Source organism: Novosphingobium sp. BL-S-24, from assembly GCF_055521575.1.
Window position 1 is genome coordinate 1,728,991 of record NZ_CM145488.1, and the last position, 19,776, is coordinate 1,748,766.

Annotated in this window: 15 protein-coding genes; 7 read left to right on the forward strand and 8 right to left on the reverse strand. The window is 65.2% G+C overall.

Annotated elements, in window-relative coordinates; translation table 11 throughout:
• Positions 1–49 precede the first annotated feature (49 nt).
• Positions 50–754, reverse strand: coding sequence for a nicotinate-nucleotide adenylyltransferase (locus ACZ1JM_RS13590; protein WP_465132914.1), 705 nt, complete (start codon positions 752–754; stop codon positions 50–52).
• Positions 718–2,007 (reverse strand): glutamate-5-semialdehyde dehydrogenase, encoded by a 1,290-nt coding sequence (locus ACZ1JM_RS13595; RefSeq protein ID WP_465132915.1) that lies wholly within the window; start codon positions 2,005–2,007, stop codon positions 718–720. The genes ACZ1JM_RS13590 and ACZ1JM_RS13595 overlap by 37 nt, the downstream gene beginning before the upstream one ends.
• Before the next feature lie 270 nt (positions 2,008–2,277).
• Between ACZ1JM_RS13595 and ACZ1JM_RS13600 the strand changes: the two genes are divergently transcribed.
• Both ACZ1JM_RS13600 and ACZ1JM_RS13605 read left to right on the forward strand, forming a co-directional pair.
• Positions 2,278–3,330, forward strand: coding sequence for a M23 family metallopeptidase (locus tag ACZ1JM_RS13600; protein WP_465132916.1), 1,053 nt, complete (start codon positions 2,278–2,280; stop codon positions 3,328–3,330).
• 27 nt (positions 3,331–3,357) lie between these two features.
• The gene (locus ACZ1JM_RS13605) at positions 3,358–3,777 is read left to right on the forward strand and encodes a bactofilin family protein (RefSeq protein WP_465132917.1); all 420 of its coding nucleotides are present in this window, start codon (positions 3,358–3,360) and stop codon (positions 3,775–3,777) included.
• A gap of 116 nt (positions 3,778–3,893) precedes the next feature.
• Here ACZ1JM_RS13605 and ACZ1JM_RS13610 read toward each other — a convergent pair whose 3' ends face one another.
• Together ACZ1JM_RS13610 and ACZ1JM_RS13615 are read right to left on the reverse strand one after the other, a co-directional pair.
• The gene (locus ACZ1JM_RS13610) at positions 3,894–4,598 is read right to left on the reverse strand and encodes a DUF1013 domain-containing protein (RefSeq protein ID WP_465132918.1); all 705 of its coding nucleotides are present in this window, start codon (positions 4,596–4,598) and stop codon (positions 3,894–3,896) included.
• A 145-nt stretch (positions 4,599–4,743) separates the two neighbouring features.
• Positions 4,744–5,721, reverse strand: a complete 978-nt coding sequence (locus ACZ1JM_RS13615; RefSeq protein ID WP_465132919.1) for an NAD(P)H-quinone oxidoreductase — start codon at positions 5,719–5,721, stop codon at positions 4,744–4,746.
• A gap of 140 nt (positions 5,722–5,861) precedes the next feature.
• Between ACZ1JM_RS13615 and ACZ1JM_RS13620 the strand changes: the two genes are divergently transcribed.
• From ACZ1JM_RS13620 to ACZ1JM_RS13635, 4 genes are all read left to right on the forward strand, one after another.
• The gene (locus tag ACZ1JM_RS13620; RefSeq protein ID WP_465132920.1) at positions 5,862–6,080 is read left to right on the forward strand and encodes a DUF1192 domain-containing protein; all 219 of its coding nucleotides are present in this window, start codon (positions 5,862–5,864) and stop codon (positions 6,078–6,080) included.
• Positions 6,081–6,241: 161 nt separating this feature from the next.
• Positions 6,242–8,617: an ATP-dependent Clp protease ATP-binding subunit ClpA gene (clpA, locus tag ACZ1JM_RS13625; RefSeq protein WP_465132921.1), complete on the forward strand. Its 2,376-nt coding sequence runs from the start codon at positions 6,242–6,244 to the stop codon at positions 8,615–8,617.
• Between the two features lie 62 nt (positions 8,618–8,679).
• The gene (locus ACZ1JM_RS13630) at positions 8,680–9,684 is read left to right on the forward strand and encodes a ligase-associated DNA damage response exonuclease (protein WP_465132922.1); all 1,005 of its coding nucleotides are present in this window, start codon (positions 8,680–8,682) and stop codon (positions 9,682–9,684) included.
• 202 nt (positions 9,685–9,886) lie between these two features.
• Positions 9,887–11,479 carry a cisplatin damage response ATP-dependent DNA ligase gene (locus tag ACZ1JM_RS13635; RefSeq protein ID WP_465132923.1) on the forward strand — a complete coding sequence of 531 codons (1,593 nt, stop codon included), beginning with the start codon at positions 9,887–9,889 and terminating at the stop codon, positions 11,477–11,479.
• Between the two features lie 32 nt (positions 11,480–11,511).
• Here the strand turns inward: ACZ1JM_RS13635 and ACZ1JM_RS13640 are convergent, their stop codons facing one another.
• The 4 genes from ACZ1JM_RS13640 to ACZ1JM_RS13655 form a co-directional block, all read right to left on the reverse strand.
• Positions 11,512–12,075 carry a gamma carbonic anhydrase family protein gene (locus tag ACZ1JM_RS13640; RefSeq protein ID WP_465132924.1) on the reverse strand — a complete coding sequence of 188 codons (564 nt, stop codon included), beginning with the start codon at positions 12,073–12,075 and terminating at the stop codon, positions 11,512–11,514.
• Positions 12,072–14,312, reverse strand: a complete 2,241-nt coding sequence (locus tag ACZ1JM_RS13645) for a fused MFS/spermidine synthase (RefSeq protein WP_465132925.1) — start codon at positions 14,310–14,312, stop codon at positions 12,072–12,074. The genes ACZ1JM_RS13640 and ACZ1JM_RS13645 overlap by 4 nt, the downstream gene beginning before the upstream one ends.
• The gene (gene hemB, locus ACZ1JM_RS13650; protein ID WP_465132926.1) at positions 14,305–15,300 is read right to left on the reverse strand and encodes a porphobilinogen synthase; all 996 of its coding nucleotides are present in this window, start codon (positions 15,298–15,300) and stop codon (positions 14,305–14,307) included. Before hemB ends, ACZ1JM_RS13645 begins: the two co-directional genes overlap by 8 nt.
• A gap of 71 nt (positions 15,301–15,371) precedes the next feature.
• Positions 15,372–17,027: a M23 family metallopeptidase gene (locus ACZ1JM_RS13655; RefSeq protein WP_465132927.1), complete on the reverse strand. Its 1,656-nt coding sequence runs from the start codon at positions 17,025–17,027 to the stop codon at positions 15,372–15,374.
• Positions 17,028–17,205: 178 nt separating this feature from the next.
• On the opposite strand from ACZ1JM_RS13655, the gene ACZ1JM_RS13660 reads away from it, so the two are divergent.
• Positions 17,206–19,761 (forward strand): helicase-related protein, encoded by a 2,556-nt coding sequence (locus tag ACZ1JM_RS13660; RefSeq protein WP_465132928.1) that lies wholly within the window; start codon positions 17,206–17,208, stop codon positions 19,759–19,761.
• Positions 19,762–19,776 lie beyond the last annotated feature (15 nt).

A 19,776-nucleotide genomic window follows, 5' to 3' on the forward strand; every position in this document is an offset into this window, starting at 1 on the left:
ATCATATGCTTGGTAAGCCGGGTGTGCAGGATAAGGGCCGCTCGGCCTGTCACGCTGCAATTCCGGGAATGGGGCGGTACGTGACTGCATCCCGCGAAAGTCCCGTGCCGAACTTTCGTGCCCAGTCCGGATCGGCCTGGCGTATCGCCGTTGCCGACCGCGTATCGGGGTCGAATCGCAATGTCACCAGCGCGGGTGCGCTCCACCTTTCCGGACTGCGAAGGCTGGCGATGGGCTTCCGGTAGCGGCCCAGCCAGGCCATCGCGGGGCTCGCGAGGGCAGCGCCATCATACCCCGGACGGGCGATTACCGCAATCGGCATGAGTCGCGCCATCGTCCGCCAGTCTTTCCAGCGGTGCAACTGGGCGAGATTGTCCGCTCCCATCAGCCAGACGAAGCGCCGGGCGGGGTAGCGGCGCAGCAACTGGCGCAGGGTATCGACGGTATAGCGCGTCCCCAGTTCGCGCTCGATCGCCGTGGGCCGGATACGCGCTCGCCTGGCCATGCGCAGGGCCGATGCCACTCTTGCCGGAAGGGGTGCCATGCCTGCGGTGGGCTTCAGGGGATTGCCGGGCGAAACCAGCCACCACACTTCGTCCAGCGCCAGCGCGTCCAGCGCGAACAGGGTGATTCGCCGATGGCCGCCATGCGCCGGGTTGAAGCTGCCGCCAAGCAACCCGGTAACCGGGCCGCGACGGGCATTGCCGCTTTCGTAGATCAGGGCCGCGCCTGCCCGGAACCGCGCACCTGCCACTTGTAGGTCGTCAGCCCCTCAAGCGCGACGGGGCCACGCGCGTGCAGACGACCCGTGGCGATCCCGATTTCCGCGCCAAGGCCGAACTCGCCTCCGTCGGCAAACTGGCTCGAAGCGTTCACCATGACGATCGCGCTGTCCACTTCGTCGAGGAAACGTTCGGCTACCGTGGCGTCCTCCGTCACGATCGCGTCGGTGTGGTGCGACGAGTGCGCAGCGATATGGTCAAGCGCGCGCTCAATGCCGTCCACGACCGCGACGGACAGCACCGCATCGAGGTATTCGGTGTCCCAGTCCTCGTCAGCCGCTGCGCCTATGCGGGGATCGAGCGCCTGGGCGCGGGCATCGCCGCGCAACTCGCACCCGGCATCCAGCAGTGCCGCCACGACCGATTCGCTGCCCGCGAACTGCGTGTCGAGCAGCAGGGTTTCCATCGCGCCGCAGATCCCCGTGCGCCGCATCTTGGCGTTGAGCGCCAGATCGCGCGCCATGTCCGGGTCGGCGGCAGCATGAACATAAGTATGGCAAATGCCGTCCAGATGAGCGAGCACCGGCACGCGCGCATCCGCTTGAACGCGCGCAACAAGGCTTTTGCCCCCCCGCGGCACGATCATGTCGATCAACCCTGCCGCCGTCAGCATCGCCCCCACTACGGCGCGGTCCTGCGTGGGAATCAGCTGGATGGCGCTGGACGGAATGCCCTTGCTTTCCAGCCCCGTCGAGAAGGCGGCGCGGATCGCGCGATTGGAATGGAGCGCCTCGCTGCCGCCACGCAGCAACACCGCATTGCCTGAACGCAAGCATAGCGCCGCTGCATCGGCCGTTACGTTGGGGCGGCTTTCATAGATGATGCCGATCAGCCCAATGGGAATCCGAACGCGCGACAGCTTCAGGCCATTGGGACGCTCGCTTGATGAAATGACGTCCCCGACCGGATCGGGAAGGTCCGCCACCTGATCCACCGCGTCCGCCATGGCGGCAAGGCGCTTGTCGTCCAGCCGCAGCCGATCGAGCAGCGCGCCGGAAAGGCCCTTCGCCTCGCCCGCCGCAATGTCCTGCGCGTTGGCCGACAGGATCGCGTCCTTTGAATCGCGCAGGGCGGCAGCGGCGGCGTGCAACGCGTCCGCCTTGGCAGCATCGCTCAGGCGCGCAAGGATAAGCTGCGCCGCCCGGCCGTCGATCGCCATCTGCTCTACCAGGGCATCTGGCGTCAGGGTCTGCACATCGGGGGACAGGGTGCTTTGGATGTTCATGATGCTGCGCCTAGCATCGAAGCGCTGCGCTGTCACCGATGCCCCAGATGCTCGTCATGCAAATGTATCCCTCAATTCATCTTATTGAAATTACGCCCTACCCCGAATCGGCAAGCGTTTGCGGCAAGCGGATTCGCGTAGTCGTCATGCCACTGCTAGCTGCCCGCCTCGGGACAAAGACAAAGACTTTTTAGCGGGGTCGTTTTGCTATCTAATTCTGCCGGGGTGCTTTTGAAGCGCCTACGGACTGCGTTTCCCGATCGCGAATTCATGATGCGGTCGCGGGGGGAAGTCCGAACCGTTCGCGTATCATCGCGTCATCAGAAAATTGCTGCCGGTATCGTTCTGGGCGTCATGGGGGGATGGTGCGCGTCGATCGCCGCCCTGACCGTGTCTCAAGTATCCTCTGGTGAGACGCGAGCCGAACTGGCTCAGCGCGAAGCGAAGGTCGCCCACGCCGAGGCACGTGTGGAGCGCTATCACCAGCGCGTCGACGATCTTGCGTCCAAGCTGGCCCGGCGGCAGGAATTCATCGAGCAGATGGTGGATGCGCATATCCGCGATGATGCCGAACAGCCTGATGCCGGTGGTCGGGGGCAGAAGATCAGCGCCGCCACCCTGCCCGCCAATGACCTGCGTTCCATCGAATCGGCACAACTTGCGCTGGTCGAAAGGCTGACAGCCTATGCGGACCACCGTAGCAAGTCCGCGACCGAAGCCATTCGCAAGCTGGGTCTCAACCCCCGCGCCATCGCGTCATCCTCACGAATGGCGGAAGGTGGTCCGCTCGTTAAGCTGGCGACCGCGGGAGACGGCAGCGTCGATCCCCGCTTCCGCCGCATGGGCCAGAGCCTGGCGCGGATGGATGCGCTGGAAAACGGCCTCTCCTCGATTCCGCAGGTCAGCCCGGCCCATGTCGCCTACGTATCGTCCAGCTATGGCTACCGGTCGGACCCGTTCACCGGCGCTGCGGCGTTTCATGCCGGGCTTGATTTTCCCGGCCCGATGGGATCGCCTATCTACGCCGCCGCCAAAGGCAAAGTGACGTTCGTCGGCCAGAAGCCCGGATACGGCAACTGCGTGGAGATCACGCACGGCAACGGCCTGATGACCCGATATGGCCACTTGTCCGGTTTCCACGCCCGCGTCGGCGAAGAAGTCGATGCTGGTGCGCGGATCGCCGCCATGGGCAGCACGGGCCGATCAACCGGCTCGCACCTCCACTTCGAAGTTCGGGTGAACGATCGCCCGGTCAACCCGCGCCCGTTCCTCGAAGCTGCGAGCGCCGCAATGCGTGACAATCACGCACATTCGGCCCATTGATGTCCCACAAGAAGGAAAGATGCTGACATGGCCAAGGCCTTCATTAGCTCCCGCGCTGTAAACAGCGGCTCCAGCTTTTCGATGCTCGGCGCCGACACGTCGGTCACCGGCAACATTCAGGCGAACACCGACCTGCATGTCGATGGCAGCGTCGATGGAGACATCACCTGCAAGTCGCTCGTCCAGGGCGAAAGCAGCGAAATAGCCGGAGCGGTTCGCGCCGAATCGGTACGGATTGCCGGCCTCGTTCGCGGATCGGTCACGGCGCGCGAGGTCGTGATCCTCAAGACCGCCCGTATCGAAGGCGACGTGTCCTACGACGCGCTGACCATCGAACAGGGTGCGCGGCTTGACGGACGCCTCAGCCCAAGCGGCAGCCACACCGCCCCCTCCATCGCCCGTCTCCCCTCGGCAGGGACCGAGCTGATCGCTTCCGCCGCAGAATAACCTGCGGCCAAAAGCAAGAAAAAGGCGCTGCGGCATCGAGCCGAAGCGCCTTTTTCTTTGTCTGTTTGACCGAAGCCGACCGGACGCTCAGCTGGCGAGCGTCCGGTATCTCGCGCTTACTGGCCGCGCTCTTGCGCTTCAGCAGCGCGCTTGGCTTCGAGCCAGGCTGCCACTTCAGCCTCCTGCGCCGCTTCGCTGGCAGCCTGCACGGCAGCCTGGCGCTCGGCACGCAGTTCCTCGATCAGCGCGTCACGATCGTCGGTCAGGCGCTCATCCTGACGGCCATCGTCTTCGATGCCGGCCTTCTTGGCCGCCTTGGCGACGAGGGCGTCCAGCTCGCGCTGCGAACATAGGCCAAGTGTGACCGGGTCCTTCGGCGTGATGCTGTTGATGTTCCAATGCGAGCGATCACGAATCGCCGCGATCGTGTTGCGCGTGGTGCCGATCAGCTTACCGATCTGCGCGTCCGACACTTCCGGGTGGTTGCGCAGGATCCAGGCGATGCCGTCCGGCTTGTCCTGACGCTTGGACACCGGGGTATAGCGCGGGCCTTTGGTGCGATTGGTGGTAACCGGCACCTTGTGCATCCGCAGCTTGTATTCGGGGTTGGCCTGACCCTTCTCGATCTCTTCCATGGTCAGCTCGCCCGAGCGGACGGGATCGCGGCCCGTGTATTTGCTGGACGCAAGATCGTCGGCCATGGCCTGAACTTCGAGCATGTGCAGGCCGCAGAACTCGGCGATCTGCTCAAACGTCAGGGCGGTGGTGTCGACCAACCAGGAAGCGGTAGCGTGAGGCATCAGCGGAGTGGGCTGACTCATGTCTTATCTCCGGCACAAACAATAAGGGCCGCCCCTGCGGGACGGCCGTACCGTTCGGATTTAGGCGATCTTGACGGGTTCGGCAAGTAAAAGCGTCCACCCTATGTTCAGACGTTTCACGTGGAACCTTACAGCGTTTTGCGGGTCAGACCTCAAGGACGATCTTGCCGATATGATCGCCCGCTTCCATGCGCTCATGCGCAGCCGATGCCTGAGCCAGCGGAAACCGCGCGTCCATTATCGGACGCAATTGCCCGTGCTCCACCAAGGGCCATGCGCAATCGAGGATTTCCTGCGCGAGCAGCGTCTTGAACTCGTTCGAGCGTGGGCGCAGCGTCGATCCGGTCAGCGTAAGGCGGCGAGTCATGATCACGGCCATGTTGATCTCTGCTTTGGTTCCGCCCTGCACGGCAATGGTCACGTGCCGCCCGTTGAGCGCGAGGCACTTCATGTTGCGGGCGACATAATCCCCCGCGACCATGTCGAGCAGGACATCGACACCCTTGCCATCGGTGATCCGGGCGATTTCTTCGACGAAATCGGTAGCACGATAGTCGATGGCGTGGTGGGCGCCGATCCGTAGCGCCGCCTCGCATTTGTCGGGCGACCCGCACGTGACGATCACCGTCAGCCCGAAATGTCGGCCCAGCATCGTCGCCATCGTGCCGATGCCGCTGGTGCCGCCATGGACAAGGATCGTCTCCCCCTCTCGCGCATGGCCGCGTTCGAAGACGTTGTGCCATACGGTGAACAGCGTCTCCGGCAAGGCAGCCGCCTGATCCAGCGGCAGCCCCTCCGGCACCGGCAGGCAGTGCCCGGCCATCGCCAAGCAATACTGCGCATAGCCGCCACCCGAAACCAGCGCGCAGACCTGCTGGCCCACAACCAGCTCGCTGACGCCCTCCCCCAACGCCACGATCGTGCCGGAAATCTCCAGCCCCGGAATGGGCGAGGCACCCGGCGGCGGCGGATAATTGCCCTTGCGCTGCACCACGTCGGGACGGTTGACTCCCGCGAACGCCACTTTCACCAGCACCTGCCCCGGACCGGGACTGGGCACGTCGACCGTTTCCGGGCGGAGAACTTCTGGCCCGCCGGGTTCGTCGAAGCCGACGGCCGTCATGGTGGCGGGCAATGTGGCGTGAATACCGTCAGCTAACATGGCTGCAGTGTTGCCACACCGCCGGAGGTTAAGGAACACACTTTCTTGCCCCGCGCACGGCCCATTGACAGCAACGGTTTCGAGTCCGATGCTGCACCGCAATGGACGATGATGATCGACCTTCGCTGCGTCCGTCCGAAGGAAACTTCGGCGCCGCCAGCCTTCTCGCCAGCGAAAGCCTGGAACGCTATTCGCTGGACGAACTCGATGCACGGGTAAGTCTGCTGGAGGCCGAGATCATCAGGGTGCGCGACCATCGCGACAAGTCCTCGGCCCACCGATTGGCGGCCGACGCATCGTTCAGGCCGCGATCATCTTGAGCCGCGCAGCTTCGATCCGGCCCCGATGGCGGCAACCGAATCCAAGCAACCTCGCAAGGCTCCTGATCGTTCCTATATCAAAGCTAAACCAATCGATGCCAAGCTCCTCACAGGCCAAGCTCCCCACAGGAGAGTCGTCCCTCACAATGAAGGTCGCATAAATGCCCAGTTTCGCCCAAAGCCTTGAAAAGACCTTGCACTCGGCTCTCTCTCACGCGTCTGAGCGGAGCCACGAGTATGCGACGCTCGAGCATCTCCTGCTCGCGCTGATCGATGATACCGACGCGGCCCAGGTCATGCAGGCTTGCGGCGTCGATCTGGGAGACCTTGGCGACGTGGTGCGCCAGTACCTCGACCAGGAATACCAGTCGCTCAAGACCGAGGAAAAAGGCGATCCCGCCCCCACCGCCGGGTTCCAGCGGGTGATCCAGCGCGCCATTCTGCACGTCCAGTCGTCGGGCAAGGACACCGTTACCGGCGCGAACGTGCTTGTCGCCCTGTTCTCCGAGCGGGACAGCTACGCCGTCTACTTCCTGCAGCAGCAGGATATGAGCCGCCTCGATGCCGTCAGCTTCATCAGCCACGGTATCGGCAAGGGTGGCAAGCGGATCGAGGATCGCAGCCCGAAGGGTTCGTCCGAAGACAGCGCGCCCACGCCCGAGGACAAGAACGACGCGAAAGCCAACGCCGGCAACAAGAAGGATTCGGCGCTTGACCAGTTCACCGTCAACCTCAACGAAAAGGCGCTGGGCGGTAAAGTCGATCCGCTGATTGGGCGCGGCCCGGAAGTGGATCGTACGATCCAGATCCTGTGCCGCCGGTCCAAGAACAACCCGCTTTATGTCGGTGATCCCGGCGTCGGAAAGACCGCGATCGCCGAAGGTCTGGCCCGCAAGATCGTCGAGGGCGAAGTCCCCGAAGTGCTGGCCGAAGCGGTGATCTATTCGCTCGACATGGGCAGTCTGCTGGCGGGCACTCGCTATCGCGGCGATTTCGAGGAACGCCTGAAGCAGGTTGTCTCCGAACTCGAAAAGATGCCGCACGCGGTCCTGTTCATCGACGAGATCCACACCGTGATCGGTGCCGGCGCGACCAGCGGCGGGGCGATGGACGCGTCCAACCTGCTCAAGCCTGCGCTGTCTGGCGGCACCATCCGCTGCATCGGGTCGACCACTTACAAGGAGTTCCGCAACCACTTCGAAAAGGACCGCGCCCTGCTGCGCCGGTTCCAGAAGATCGACGTGAACGAGCCGACCATCGAGGATACGATCAAGATCCTGCGTGGCCTGCGCACCGCGTTCGAGGAACACCACAAGGTCAAGTACACGCCCGACGCGATCAAGACCGCGGTCGAACTCTCGGCCCGGTACATCAACGACCGCAAGCTGCCCGACAAGGCGATCGACGTGATCGACGAAGTGGGCGCAATGCAGATGCTGGTGCCGCCCAGCCGCCGCAAGAAGACGATCACCGCGCGCGAGATCGAGCAGGTCATCGCGACGATGGCGCGCATCCCGCCCAAGTCCGTCAGCTCCGACGACAAGAAGGCGCTCGGCAATCTTGAGCGTGATCTCAAGCGGGTGGTCTTCGGTCAGGACAAGGCGATCGAGCTGCTGTCCACCGCGATGAAGCTCAGCCGCGCGGGCCTGCGCGATCCGGACAAGCCGATCGGCTCGTTCCTGTTCAGCGGCCCCACCGGCGTTGGCAAGACCGAAGTCGCCCGCCAGCTCGCCACCATCATGGGCATCGAGCTGAAGCGCTTCGACATGTCCGAGTATATGGAGCGTCACTCGATCAGCCGTCTGATCGGTGCCCCTCCGGGCTATGTCGGGTTCGACCAGGGCGGCCTGCTGACCGACGCGATCGACCAGAACCCGCACTGCGTCCTCCTTCTCGACGAGATCGAAAAGGCGCATCCCGATCTGTTCAACATCCTGCTGCAGGTGATGGACAACGGCCGCCTGACCGATCACCACGGCAAGACGGTGGACTTCCGCAACGTGGTCCTGATCATGACCACTAACGCGGGCGCGTCGGACATGGCCAAGCAGGGCATCGGCTTTGGCGACACCTCAAAGGCCGACGCTGGCGAGGAAGCCGTGAAGCAGATGTTCACGCCGGAATTCCGCAACCGTCTGGATGCGATCGTGCCCTTCGCCTATCTCGCCAAGGACACCATCAGCCGCGTGGTCGACAAGTTCATCCTCCAGCTGGAACTGCAGCTGGCCGACCAGAACGTCCACATCCAGTTCGATTCGGATGCCCGCACCTGGCTGGGCGATCGCGGCTACGACAAGCTCTATGGCGCCCGTCCGATGGGCCGCGTCATTCAGGAGAAGGTCAAGCAGCCGCTCGCCGAAGAACTGCTGTTCGGCAAGCTGGCTCATGGCGGCGAGGTCCATGTCTCGGTCAAGGAAGACGCGCTCAATTTCGAATTGACGCCGTCTGCCCCCAAGATGCCCAAGTCGAAGAAAAAGGAACCGGCCAAGCGGGCAAGGAAGCCCGGTACCCAGCCGGAAACCAGCTCGGACGACTGACGCCTTGAACTAATGGGCGCAGTGGGGCGGGAACCGCAGGGTTTCCGCCCCATTGTGTTGTGATGGCCCGTGATTTCTCCTGGATACGACCCGAACCATGGGGGATTCACGTCGTTCCGGCAGACTGCTGGATAGATCCCTCCCGACCGGTCGATCGTGCGCTTGTGACCCACGGCCATGCCGACCATGCTCGCGGCGGCCATGGGGAAACGTTCGCTACCCCTGAAACGCTGGCGATCATGAAACTGCGCTATTCCACGGAGGAAGGCGCGACGCCGGTTCCTTATGGCGATCGGGTCGCCCTGCCCGGTGACGTTTACGCAACGTGGATCCCGGCGGGCCATGTACTCGGCTCCGCGCAGATCCTGCTGGAACACGCGGGCGAGCGGATTATCGTCACGGGGGATTTCAAGCGCCGCGCTGATCCCACCTGCCCGCCGTTCGAAGTGACGCCTTGCGACGTGCTGATCACTGAAGCCACGTTCGGGCTTCCCGTATTTCGGCATCCACCGGTCGAGCAGGAAATCGGCAAGCTTCTTACCGCGCTGGCTGCCAATCCCGAGCGCAGCGTGCTCGTCGGCGCCTACGCCCTAGGCAAAGCGCAGCGGCTGATCGCGGAACTGCGACGCGCCGGACACACCGACACTATCTGGCTGCATGGCGCGATGGAGCGCATGTGCCGCCTCTACGAAGATTGGGGCATCGATCTGGGCGACCTTCGCCTGGTTTCCGAAGCGGCCAAGGGCGAGATCGCCGGCAGCATCGTGGTGGCGCCGCCGTCCGCCCTCAACGATCGCTGGAGCCGCCGATTGCCTGAACCGATCACGGCGATGGCGTCGGGATGGATGCGCGTTCGCCAGCGGGCGCGCCAGCGGATGGTGGAACTGCCGCTGATCATCTCCGACCACGCGGACTGGGATGAACTGACCCAAACGGTGCAGGACGTGAACCCGGCGGAAACGTGGATCACGCACGGTCGGGAAGAGGCGATGCTGCGCTGGTGCGAACTGAACCAGCGCAAGGCGCGGGCGTTGGCGCTGGTTGGGTATGAGGACGAGGATGACTAAGCGGAATCACGCGGAGGCGCAAAGGGATCGCTTTGCGCCGCAGGCACATCCTTTATTCAAGCCATCCGCTTCGTCGCGGCTCTTGATGGACAAAGCGGCTTCGACGCAGGCACGACCCCTTCGCGCCTTTGCGCCTTTGCGCGAATCTCCTGCCTGTCTCCTGCCCTTCTCCGCATCCCCGCGCCTTCGCGTGACCCCCTGAATGGAAGAATTCGCCGCCCTCATCGACGCGCTTGTCTATACCCGCAGCCGCAATGCCAAGCTGAAACTGCTGGCCGACTATTTGCGCGATACGCCCGACCCCGATCGCGGCTGGGCATTGGCGGCGCTTACCGATGGGCTGGATTTTCCGGCGGTCAAAAGCTCCACGATCCGCAATCTGCTAATCGAACGGGTCGATCCTGTGCTTTGGACGCTAAGCCGGGATTACGTCGGCGATTCGGCGGAAACGGCCAGTCTGCTGTGGCCCGAGCCGCCCCATCCCCCTTCTCCGCGGACGGTTTCCGAAGCGGTCGATGCCCTGTCTCGCATGACCCGCGCCAACGTGATGACGGACCTTCCCCGGATGCTCGACCGGCTCGATGCCGAAGGGCGCTATGCCCTGCTCAAGCTGGCGACCGGGGCGATGCGGATCGGCATTTCCGCCCGGCTGGCGAAGACGGCGTTTGCACAAGCCTTCGACGTCGCGGTGGAAGACGTGGAGGAACACTGGCACGGCCAGACGCCTCCGTATGCCGCCCTGTTCGACTGGGCAGCGAATGGCGCGGAGGCCCCGAGTTCGGAGAATCTGCCGCTCTTCCGTCCCTTCATGCTGGCGCACGGACTGGAGGAGACAGTCGTCGATCTTGCCGACTACGCGGCCGAGTGGAAATGGGACGGTATCCGCGTGCAAGTCGTCCGCGCAGGCGGCGAGACGCGGGTCTATTCGCGATCGGGGGACGACATATCGGCGACCTTCCCCGAAATCGCCGAAGCCCTGACGATCGATGCCGTGCTGGATGGGGAATTGCTGGTGCGTGGCGTCCATCAAGGTGGTGAGACGGGCGGCGCAGCCAGCTTCAATGCCCTGCAACAGAGGCTGGGCCGCAAGACCGTCAGCAAGAAGATGCGGGAGGAATACCCGGCATTCGTGCGACTGTACGACGCGTTGATCATAGAGAGTGCCGATCTGCGGGCTTTACCATGGACGGATCGACGCGAGCGGTTGGAGGCGCTGATGGCCCGCCTCGACCCCGTGCGGTTCGACATCAGCGCCGTCATTCCCGCCGCCGACTTTGCCGAGTTGTCCGAGATACGCGGCCGGGCGCGCGATGATGCGATCGAGGGCGTGATGCTCAAGCGTCGCGACAGCCCTTATGTCGCCGGGCGCAAGACGGGGCTGTGGTACAAGTGGAAACGCGATCCACTCGTGATCGATTGCGTGTTGATGTACGCCCAGCGCGGGTCTGGAAAGCGCAGTTCGTTCTACTCGGATTACACCTTCGGCTGTTGGGACGGCGATCCCGATGCCGGGGCGGAGTTGCTACCAGTGGGGAAAGCGTACTTCGGCTTCACGGATGAAGAGCTGAAGTGGCTGGATCGTTACGTGCGTAACCATACCACCAACCGTTTCGGCCCGGTGCGGGAGACGGACCGGACGCTGGTTTTCGAGGTGGCGTTCGATTCCGTGCATTCCAGCAAGCGCCACAAGTCCGGGGTCGCAATGCGCTTCCCCCGCATCAGCCGCATCCGTGCCGACAAGCCTGCGCATGAGGCAGATCGCATCGATGCCCTGCGCGCGCTGATCAGGGATTGATTGCAAAGGTTCCACGTGGAACTTTTGCGATCCTACGTGTTCTGCGCGAGCACTTGCGCATGCCTGCGACCGTTCTCGACGTAACTGCGTACGCCAGCCTGATTGGCCGCCACCGCCGCGTCGTCGAGATCGCGCATATATTTCGCGGGCCGACCGATCCATAGCTGGCGCGCGCCGATGCGTTTGCCGGTCAGTTGAGCGCCAGCCGCCAGCATTCCATCAGATTCGATATAGCTGCCATCCATCACGATGGCCCCCAAGCCGACGAAGGCGCGGTCTTCCAAAATGCAGCCGTGCACCATGGCTATATGCCCGATCAGAACGTCTTCTCCGATGATCGTCGGGTATCCTTCCGGTCGCGACGGTTTGGGGCTGTCACAATGGACGATACTGCCGTCTTGGATGTTGCTGCGCGCGCCGATGACGATGCGGTTCACGTCGGCCCGGATCACGCAGTTATACCAGATGCTGACGTCTGGACCGATCTCCACGTCGCCGATGATTCGGCACCCCGGCGCGATGAAGGCGCTGGAATGGATGCGGGGGGCCTTGCCGTTGATGGCGGCGATGGTGATGTCGGTGCGTTGGTCGATCATGGGTTTCCCGTCAGCTTGCTCCAGCGCACGTAAGGGAGAATGGACGAGTGATCGTCCGTCCAAGGCGCCGCCGCGCGTTCCTGCAGCACCTCCCATGGCGTATCCGGCGTGCGGCGCGCAAGAGCGTCGAGCATCGTGCGGTCACGCGAAAGCGCAATCCAACGGGACGGTGTGTACCGGGTTTCATCGTCCGGCACGTCCAGCCGCGATACCGCCGCCAAGCCGCCAGCCTGCGCGTTGGAGCCGATCACCGGGCCGAGGTCGATGTAGCGGTTTGAGATATGCAGCAGCATGATCCCGCGCGGCGTCAACGCCCGCTTGTACACCGCCATCGCCTCGGTTGTCAGCAGGTGCATCGGGATCGCGTCGGAGGTGAAAGCGTCAATCACCAGCACGTCGAACGACTGCGCGGGCAGTTCCGCCAGCTTGATGCGCGCGTCGCCGATGATGACGGGAGCGCCCGGCGTGCAGTCGCGCAGGAACGTGAACTTTCCGCTGGTCGAAAATTGCAGGACCAGCGGGTCGATCTCGAAGAAAGTCCACCGCTGCCCGGGCTGCGCGCGGCAGGCGAGCGAGCCGGTGCCCAGCCCTACTACGCCGATTCGCGCCTTTGGCCCCAGAAGTGCGGGCGTAGCGGCCAGGGCAAGGCCCACACCAGACGTCGGGCCGTAATACGTCAGCGCATCGTGGGCGTGCGCGGGGTCGAGCGACTGCTGGCCGTGCAACGTCGTGCCATGTGCCAGCGTGCGCAGCTTCTCATCCGGTCGGTCGCGCAGGGTGTACACGCCGAAATAGCTGCGGGTCCGCTCGCCCGCCAGGCTGACCCTGATCGTGCCATAGCCCCCCTGCCCGATCATGCCGATGACCAGAACCGCGACGAACGCCCAGCGCCACGCCATGACGACGATGCCCACGCCGACGAGGAACACCGTCAGCATCACCCCGGCCAGGTCCGAGCCGTATCCCAATGACACCTCGGTCAATTTCCAGCCGAGCAGCAGGGCAAACAGCACCAGCAGGATCAGCGCGAGGCGCGCCATGCCCGGCTCCACGCCATCCGAACTGCTCCAGTTCAGCAGCGGTCGCAGCGGGATCAGCATCGCAGCGGCGAGAACCAGCAGCGGATGCTCCCACGCCCAATCGAACACAATCGGCGCGACTAGCGCAGTGAACAGGCCGCCCAGCGCCCCGCCCGCCGACATGACTAGGTAGAACCGCGTCAGCTGCGATGCTCCGGGGCGCAGATCGTACAGCCGCCCATGCAGCGCCGTCGCCACGCAGAACAGCATCAGGCACGTGCCGCCGCCAAGCCACGCGGTGGCTGACCCGTTTGACAGCATCGCGTAGCTGCCGGCAAAAAGCAGGACCACGGGCGTGACCCGCGTGACCGCCCCGACCGCCCCCCGCCGATTGGCGAAGGCAACCACGAAGCTCAGCAGATACAGCCCCAGCGGGATCACCCAGAGCAGCGGCATCGCGAAGATATCAGTGGTCAGATGCGTCGTGGTGGACAGCATGAGGCCGGACGGCACCGCCGATAACAGCAGCCACAGCACGATAGTCCGCCAGCCGATCGGCTCCGCCTCCGCCGGGTCCGCGATGGCCACGCGATCGGGCGCAGCGCGGCGGCTTAGCCCCGCGAGCGCCACCAGCACGACGAGCAGGACAAAGCCGCCACTCCACAGCCAGCTTTGCTGTCGCAGGCTAAGCCACGGTTCCACCAGCAGCGGATAAGCCAGCAATCCGGCAAAACTGCCGAGGTTCGATGCGGCGTAGAGCGCCCACGGTGCCCCCGCCTGCGGATCGGCGGCGAACCAGCGCTGCATCAGCGGCGCCTGCGCCGATACTACGAAGAAGATCGGGCCAATGCTCAGGCCCAGGAACAGCGGCACCCATAGTGCTTCGGACACTCCGGGCATCGCGTGCAGCGAAACCAGGCCAACTGGCAGCGTCAGCCCGGCCAGCACCAGCAGGCCCAGATGCACCGCCGCCTGCCGCCGCAAGGTGAACCGCCCGAGCGCGTGCGCGTAGGCATATCCGGCCAGTAGCAGCGCCTGATAGACCAGCATCGCGCTGTTCCAGACGTTGGGCGCACCGCCAAGCTGCGGCAGCGCCATGCGCGCCACCATGGGCTGGACCATGAACAGCAGGAAACTGCCGACCAGGATCGTCGCCACGAACAGGCCGCGACGGACGGGCATGGCCCCGGCGACATGCCCTGCGGCGGTGTCAGCCATTGAGAAGGCGCGCGGCGTGCGCGGCGTGATAGGTCAGCACGCCGGAACAGCCCGCCCGCTTGAACGCCATCAGCGTTTCCAGGACCATCGTATCGCGATCGGCAGCCCCAGCCGCGACCGCATGTTCGATCATCGCGTACTCGCCCGACACCTGATAGGCGAATACCGGCACTTCGAAGCGTTCCTTCACCCGGCGCACGATGTCGAGGTACGGCAGGCCCGGCTTCACCATCACGGTGTCCGCACCCTCGGCCAGATCCATCGCCACTTCGCGCAGGGCTTCTTCACTATTGCCGGGGTCCATCTGATAGGACTTCTTGTCCCCCTTCAGCAGCCCGCGCGAACCTACCGCATCGCGGAACGGGCCGTAGAAGGCAGAGGCATACTTGGCGGCGTAGCTCATGATCTGGACATTGACGTGCCCGGCATCCTCCAGCGCATCGCGGATCGCGCCGATCCGGCCGTCCATCATGTCGGACGGGGCGATGATGTCGGCCCCCGCCGCTGCCTGGTTGAGCGACTGACCGACCAATGCCTCCACGGTCTGGTCGTTGAGGACATAGCCCCCCTCGTCGATCAGACCGTCCTGCCCGTGGCTGGTGTAAGGATCGAGCGCCACGTCCGTCAGCAAGCCGATCCGATCGCCCAACGCATCGCGTACGGCGCGGATGGCTCGGCACATCAGGTTGTCGGGGTTAACAGCTTCTGCCCCATCCTCGCTACGGCGATCGGCCTGGGTATGCGGAAAAAGCGCGAGGCAGGGGATGCCAAGGTCCACCGCCTCGCGCGCACGGGCGACGATGCCGTCCACCGACCAGCGTGATACCCCCGGCAGCGCGGCGATAGGCTGCTCCACCCCGTCACCGTCGGTCACGAACAGCGGCCAGATCAGGTCGGCAGGCGTCAGCACGGTTTCGCGGTGGAGCGCCCGGCTCCAGGCAGTGGCGCGCACGCGGCGCAGGCGGGTATGGGGGTAAGTGCCGGTCATGCCCGGCTGCTTGCCGGAAAAAGGGCGCCTGTTCAATGACGGCCCGCGTCCGACACCGACCGGTCAGACGATCAGGAGGGGGCGGGAGCCAGTTTGTCGATCTCATGGATCACCGCCGCCGTCTCTGCAGTGTCGGGCGCGATGGCGCCCAGCGCTGCACCCGGAGTGATCCCCATGAGCGACCGCAAGCGCGCCTGAAACGCGTCGCGCTCCTGCCCGTCGATCTGCGGTCGGGAGACGATGGCGATCCCGGCGGGATTGACTGTGCGTCCGCCGCGGTAGGCCTCGAAATGCAGGTGCGGCCCGGTCGACAGACCAGTGGACCCGACATAGCCGATCACCTGCCCCGCGCGGACGCGCGTGCCGTTGCTGACGGCGATGCGGCTCATGTGGCCATAGCCGGTATCAAGCCCGCCACCGTGCTGCAGCCGTACATAATTGCCGTGACCCCCGTGTCGCCCGGCGAACGCTACCGTGCCGTCCGCCACCGCATAGATGGGGGAGCCATAAGGCGCGCCGAAATCGATGCCTGCGTGCATCCGCACATAGCCCAGGATGGGATGCCTCCGCGCGCCGTAGCCCGACGTGATGTGTCCGGCCACCGGCTGCCCGATCGGCACGCTGCGCGCCTGACCGATCGCCCCGGCGGCGAACATCTGGCCGTCACTGCCCCAGCGCACCAGTTGCAGGGCGGGCTTGCCGCCGCGTTCGACCCCCGCGTAAAGCAGGTCGCCCACCTGACGCTCCCCCTTGGCGGAGCGTTTGTAGGATACGATCATGTCGAACCGGTCGTTCGCGCCAAGATCGCTTTCCAGGCTGACGTATTTATCCAGCGCGCGAAGATAGGACTGGATCGCCGCGATCGGCGCACCGGCGTTGCGGGCCGAGCGGTAGAGGCTGGACCCCACTGTGCCGCGAATGCGCAAGGGGGTATCGTCCACCCGGATCGGGCGGCGCACCAGCCCCAGCCCGCCACCGCTGCGCGCGATCGACAGGTCCAGGTCGAACCGGGCGCGGAAATCGAGCGATTCGAGGGTGCGGGATTCGCCAGCGGCGGCCCGCTTGCCCAGCGTGATGTCAAATTCGGTGCCCGGACGGATCGCGCTGACCGGCACCGCCTGGCTGATCAGCTGCGCCACGCGGGCGACGTCGCCCGTGCCCAGACCTGCCCGTTCGAGCATATGCGCCAGCGTATCACCTTCCCCCAACGTAGAGACGAGCTGGATCGAAGGGCGTTCCGGCACGCCGGTCAGGCGGCGGACAAGCGGCGTTGCGCCCATCTGCCTGCCGCTATGCGCGCCCATGGTCAGCGGGGCGATCTGCTGGCTGCGGAATTCGTCGCGCGCCTGTGCGTCCAGCGGCATTCCGGTGGCAGCCTCCAGCGCGGCGAAATCGGGGCACAGCGCCAGCGCAGCAACGCCAAGGCCCAGCATCGTCGCCAGCCCGCGCAGCCATTTGCCACTGCCGATGTCGGTGGCCAGATCGGGCTCGAGATCGACCCGCGCGCACCAGGTCTCGATGACCCCGCGAATCTGCTGCCAGCGCCCCTCGGGCTGCGGGGAAAGTTCGAGCGGTGCTCTGAACGGGGCCGGAAACGCGACGACCACTGACGATTCGCGCCGCTCGCCATCCGGCCTTGCGCGGCCGAACGACGCTGGCACCTTTGCCGGCACATGGTCGAAATTGTCGGCACGATCGTGGAGATCGCGCTTCAGCGTCCTGATCAAGCGGCCCGTTCCTTTGGCAACCCTGTCCACACCTTCGATTTGCCCCGGAGGTCGGGGCGCTGGACATTTCCTTGCCATCTCAAGGTTAAAGCCAGCCTAAGATTGTGGATTAGAGCCCGTAGTTTCGCCTCCCCGTCTCTTGCGAGCGGCGGGATGCGGTGCCACATTCATCAATGTAATGGTCCACCATCGTCACGACCCGGCCCGCAACGACGCCCACGACGGGGTGAAGGCCGTTCTGGGGCCGACGAACACCGGCAAGACCCACCTCGCCATCGAACGGCTTTGCGCGCACTCCAGCGGCATGATCGGCTTCCCGCTGCGGCTGCTGGCGCGGGAGGTTTATGATCGCGTCGTCAAGATCAAGGGTGAGAAGAGCGTCGCCCTCATCACCGGCGAGGAGCGGATCGAACCAAAGGACGCGCGCTACCTGCTGTGCACCGCCGAAGCGATGCCGGTGACCGAGCGATCAATGGCCTTCGTCGCCATCGACGAAGCGCAACTGGCCGCGGACCGTGAACGCGGGCACGTCTTTACCGACCGTTTGCTGCACGCACGCGGCCGGGAGGAGACGATGATCCTCGGTTCCTCCACCATCGAACCGCTTGTGCGCGCGCTGGTGCCCAAGGCGGAGATCGTCACCCGCCCGCGCTTTTCGACGCTGACCCACGCTGGCGCCAAGAAACTCAGCCGCATCCCCCCGCGCAGCGCGATCGTCGCGTTTTCGGCCGAGCAGGTCTACGCCATTGCCGAAATGCTGCGCCGTTTCCGGGGCGGCGCGGCGGTGGTGATGGGCGCGCTTTCCCCACAGACGCGCAACGCGCAGGTGGCGCTGTACCAGTCCGGCGAGGTGGACTATCTCGTCGCCACCGACGCGATCGGCATGGGCCTGAACCTCGATGTCGAGCATGTCGCCTTTGCCGGCCTCTCCAAGTACGACGGCCAGCGCCATCGCCGCCTGACGACAGCCGAAATGGCCCAGATCGCCGGTCGCGCCGGTCGCCACCAGAAGGACGGCACTTTCGGCACGCTGACCGGCTCCGGCGGCCACGATTCCGAATTCGACGACGAGGAAGTTTACGCGATCGAGGAGCATCGCTTCGCTCCGCTGACCAAGCTGTTCTGGCGCGAACCGGAACCCCGCTTCGACAATCTCGGCACCCTGATCGCCGATCTGGAAACGCGGCCCGATCGCCCGGAACTCGCGCCCGCCCCCGAAGCGATCGACCTTGCCGTGCTGAAACGGCTGACCGACGATGCCGCAATCGCCGATACCGTGCGCGGCATGGGCCAGGTCCGCCGTTTCTGGGAAGTGTGCCGCCTGCCCGACTTCCGCCAGCAGGGCGTGGAAACGCATTCCCGCTTCATCGCGCGGCTGTGGCAGGATCTCAAGCAGGGTGAACTCGGCGCCGATTTCGTCGCTGCGCAGATCGCCCAGCTCGACCGGACCGGCGGCGATATCGACACGCTGCAGGGTCGCATCGCGGCGATCCGGTCGTGGGCCTACATCGCCCAGCGGCCCGACTGGGTGCTGGCGCGGGACGAGATGGCCGCCCGCGCCCGCGCCGTCGAAGCCCGCCTGTCGGACGCGCTGCACGGCAAACTGACCGAACGCTTCATCAATCGCCGCACCGCCGTGCTGATGAAGAAACTGGGGCCGGACGCTGCGCTTCTTTCGGTCCGCCTCGAAGACGAGGAAGTGCTGGTCGAGGGCGAGCATATCGGCTCGCTGCGCGGCTTTGCCTTCCAGGTCGATCCCGGCGCTAGATTGTCGGACCGCAAGCTGCTGCTGGCCGCAGCCGAGCGCCACTTGTCCGCGCTGCTGCAACGGCGCGCCGACGGTCTGGTGGAGGACATTCACACCGGCGCGGCGGAAATCGCGCTGGAGGACGGTGCGCTGGTGTGGGACGGGCATCGCCTGGCGACCCTCGCGCCCGGGCGTTCGCTCCTCACGCCGCTGCTGATTCCCGATCGCACGCTGGACGGTGTTCCGGCCGCGTCCCGCAAAGTGCTGGTCGCCGCTTTGGAGGCGTGGTTGGAAACCGCTCTCGCCCCGCTCGCACCGCTGCTCAAGCTGGACGAGGCGAGCCGCGCGCCCGATGCCGGGCCGGACCTTCGTGCCCTACTGATCCATCTGGTTGATCGCGGCGGAATGGTCGCGCGGGATGGGACGGCAGTTGACAGGCTGGACAAAGGGCGGCGCACGATGCTGGCGCGTCTCGGGGTCCGCGTCGGCGCGCTGGACCTGTTCGTCCCGGCGATGTTGCGGCCCCAGGCCATCGATCTATGGCGCCAGCTGGCGGCCATCGCCGGAAAACCTGCCGCCGAACCCGCCGATCCCAAAATGGCCCCCGCCCTTCCCGCCGGAAACCGCCGATCGCCGCCGGGGTATCGCCACCTTGGCAAGCAACTGCTCCGTGTCGACATGGCGGAAAAGCTGCTGCGTGAGGCGCATGACGAACGCGGCCGGCAGCGGGCCGCCGCGCGCGCCGGCTTTGCGCTCAGCCCGGCTCGCGCTGTGTCGATGGGACTGACGACATCCAGCTACGCCCGGCTGCTGCGGTTGGGCGGATTCCAGCCGATCCTGCCCCGCGCCCTTTCCGAGGAAGCGCATGGCCCCCCCGCCCCGGTGCGCTGGCGCTGGCGTCCACCCCGGCGCATGGCCGAAGCGGAAGTTGCCGCACCGGTACGCCGCGATGGCGCCTTCGCCGTGCTTGCAGACATGGTGCGGTGATGCGGGTGGAATCTT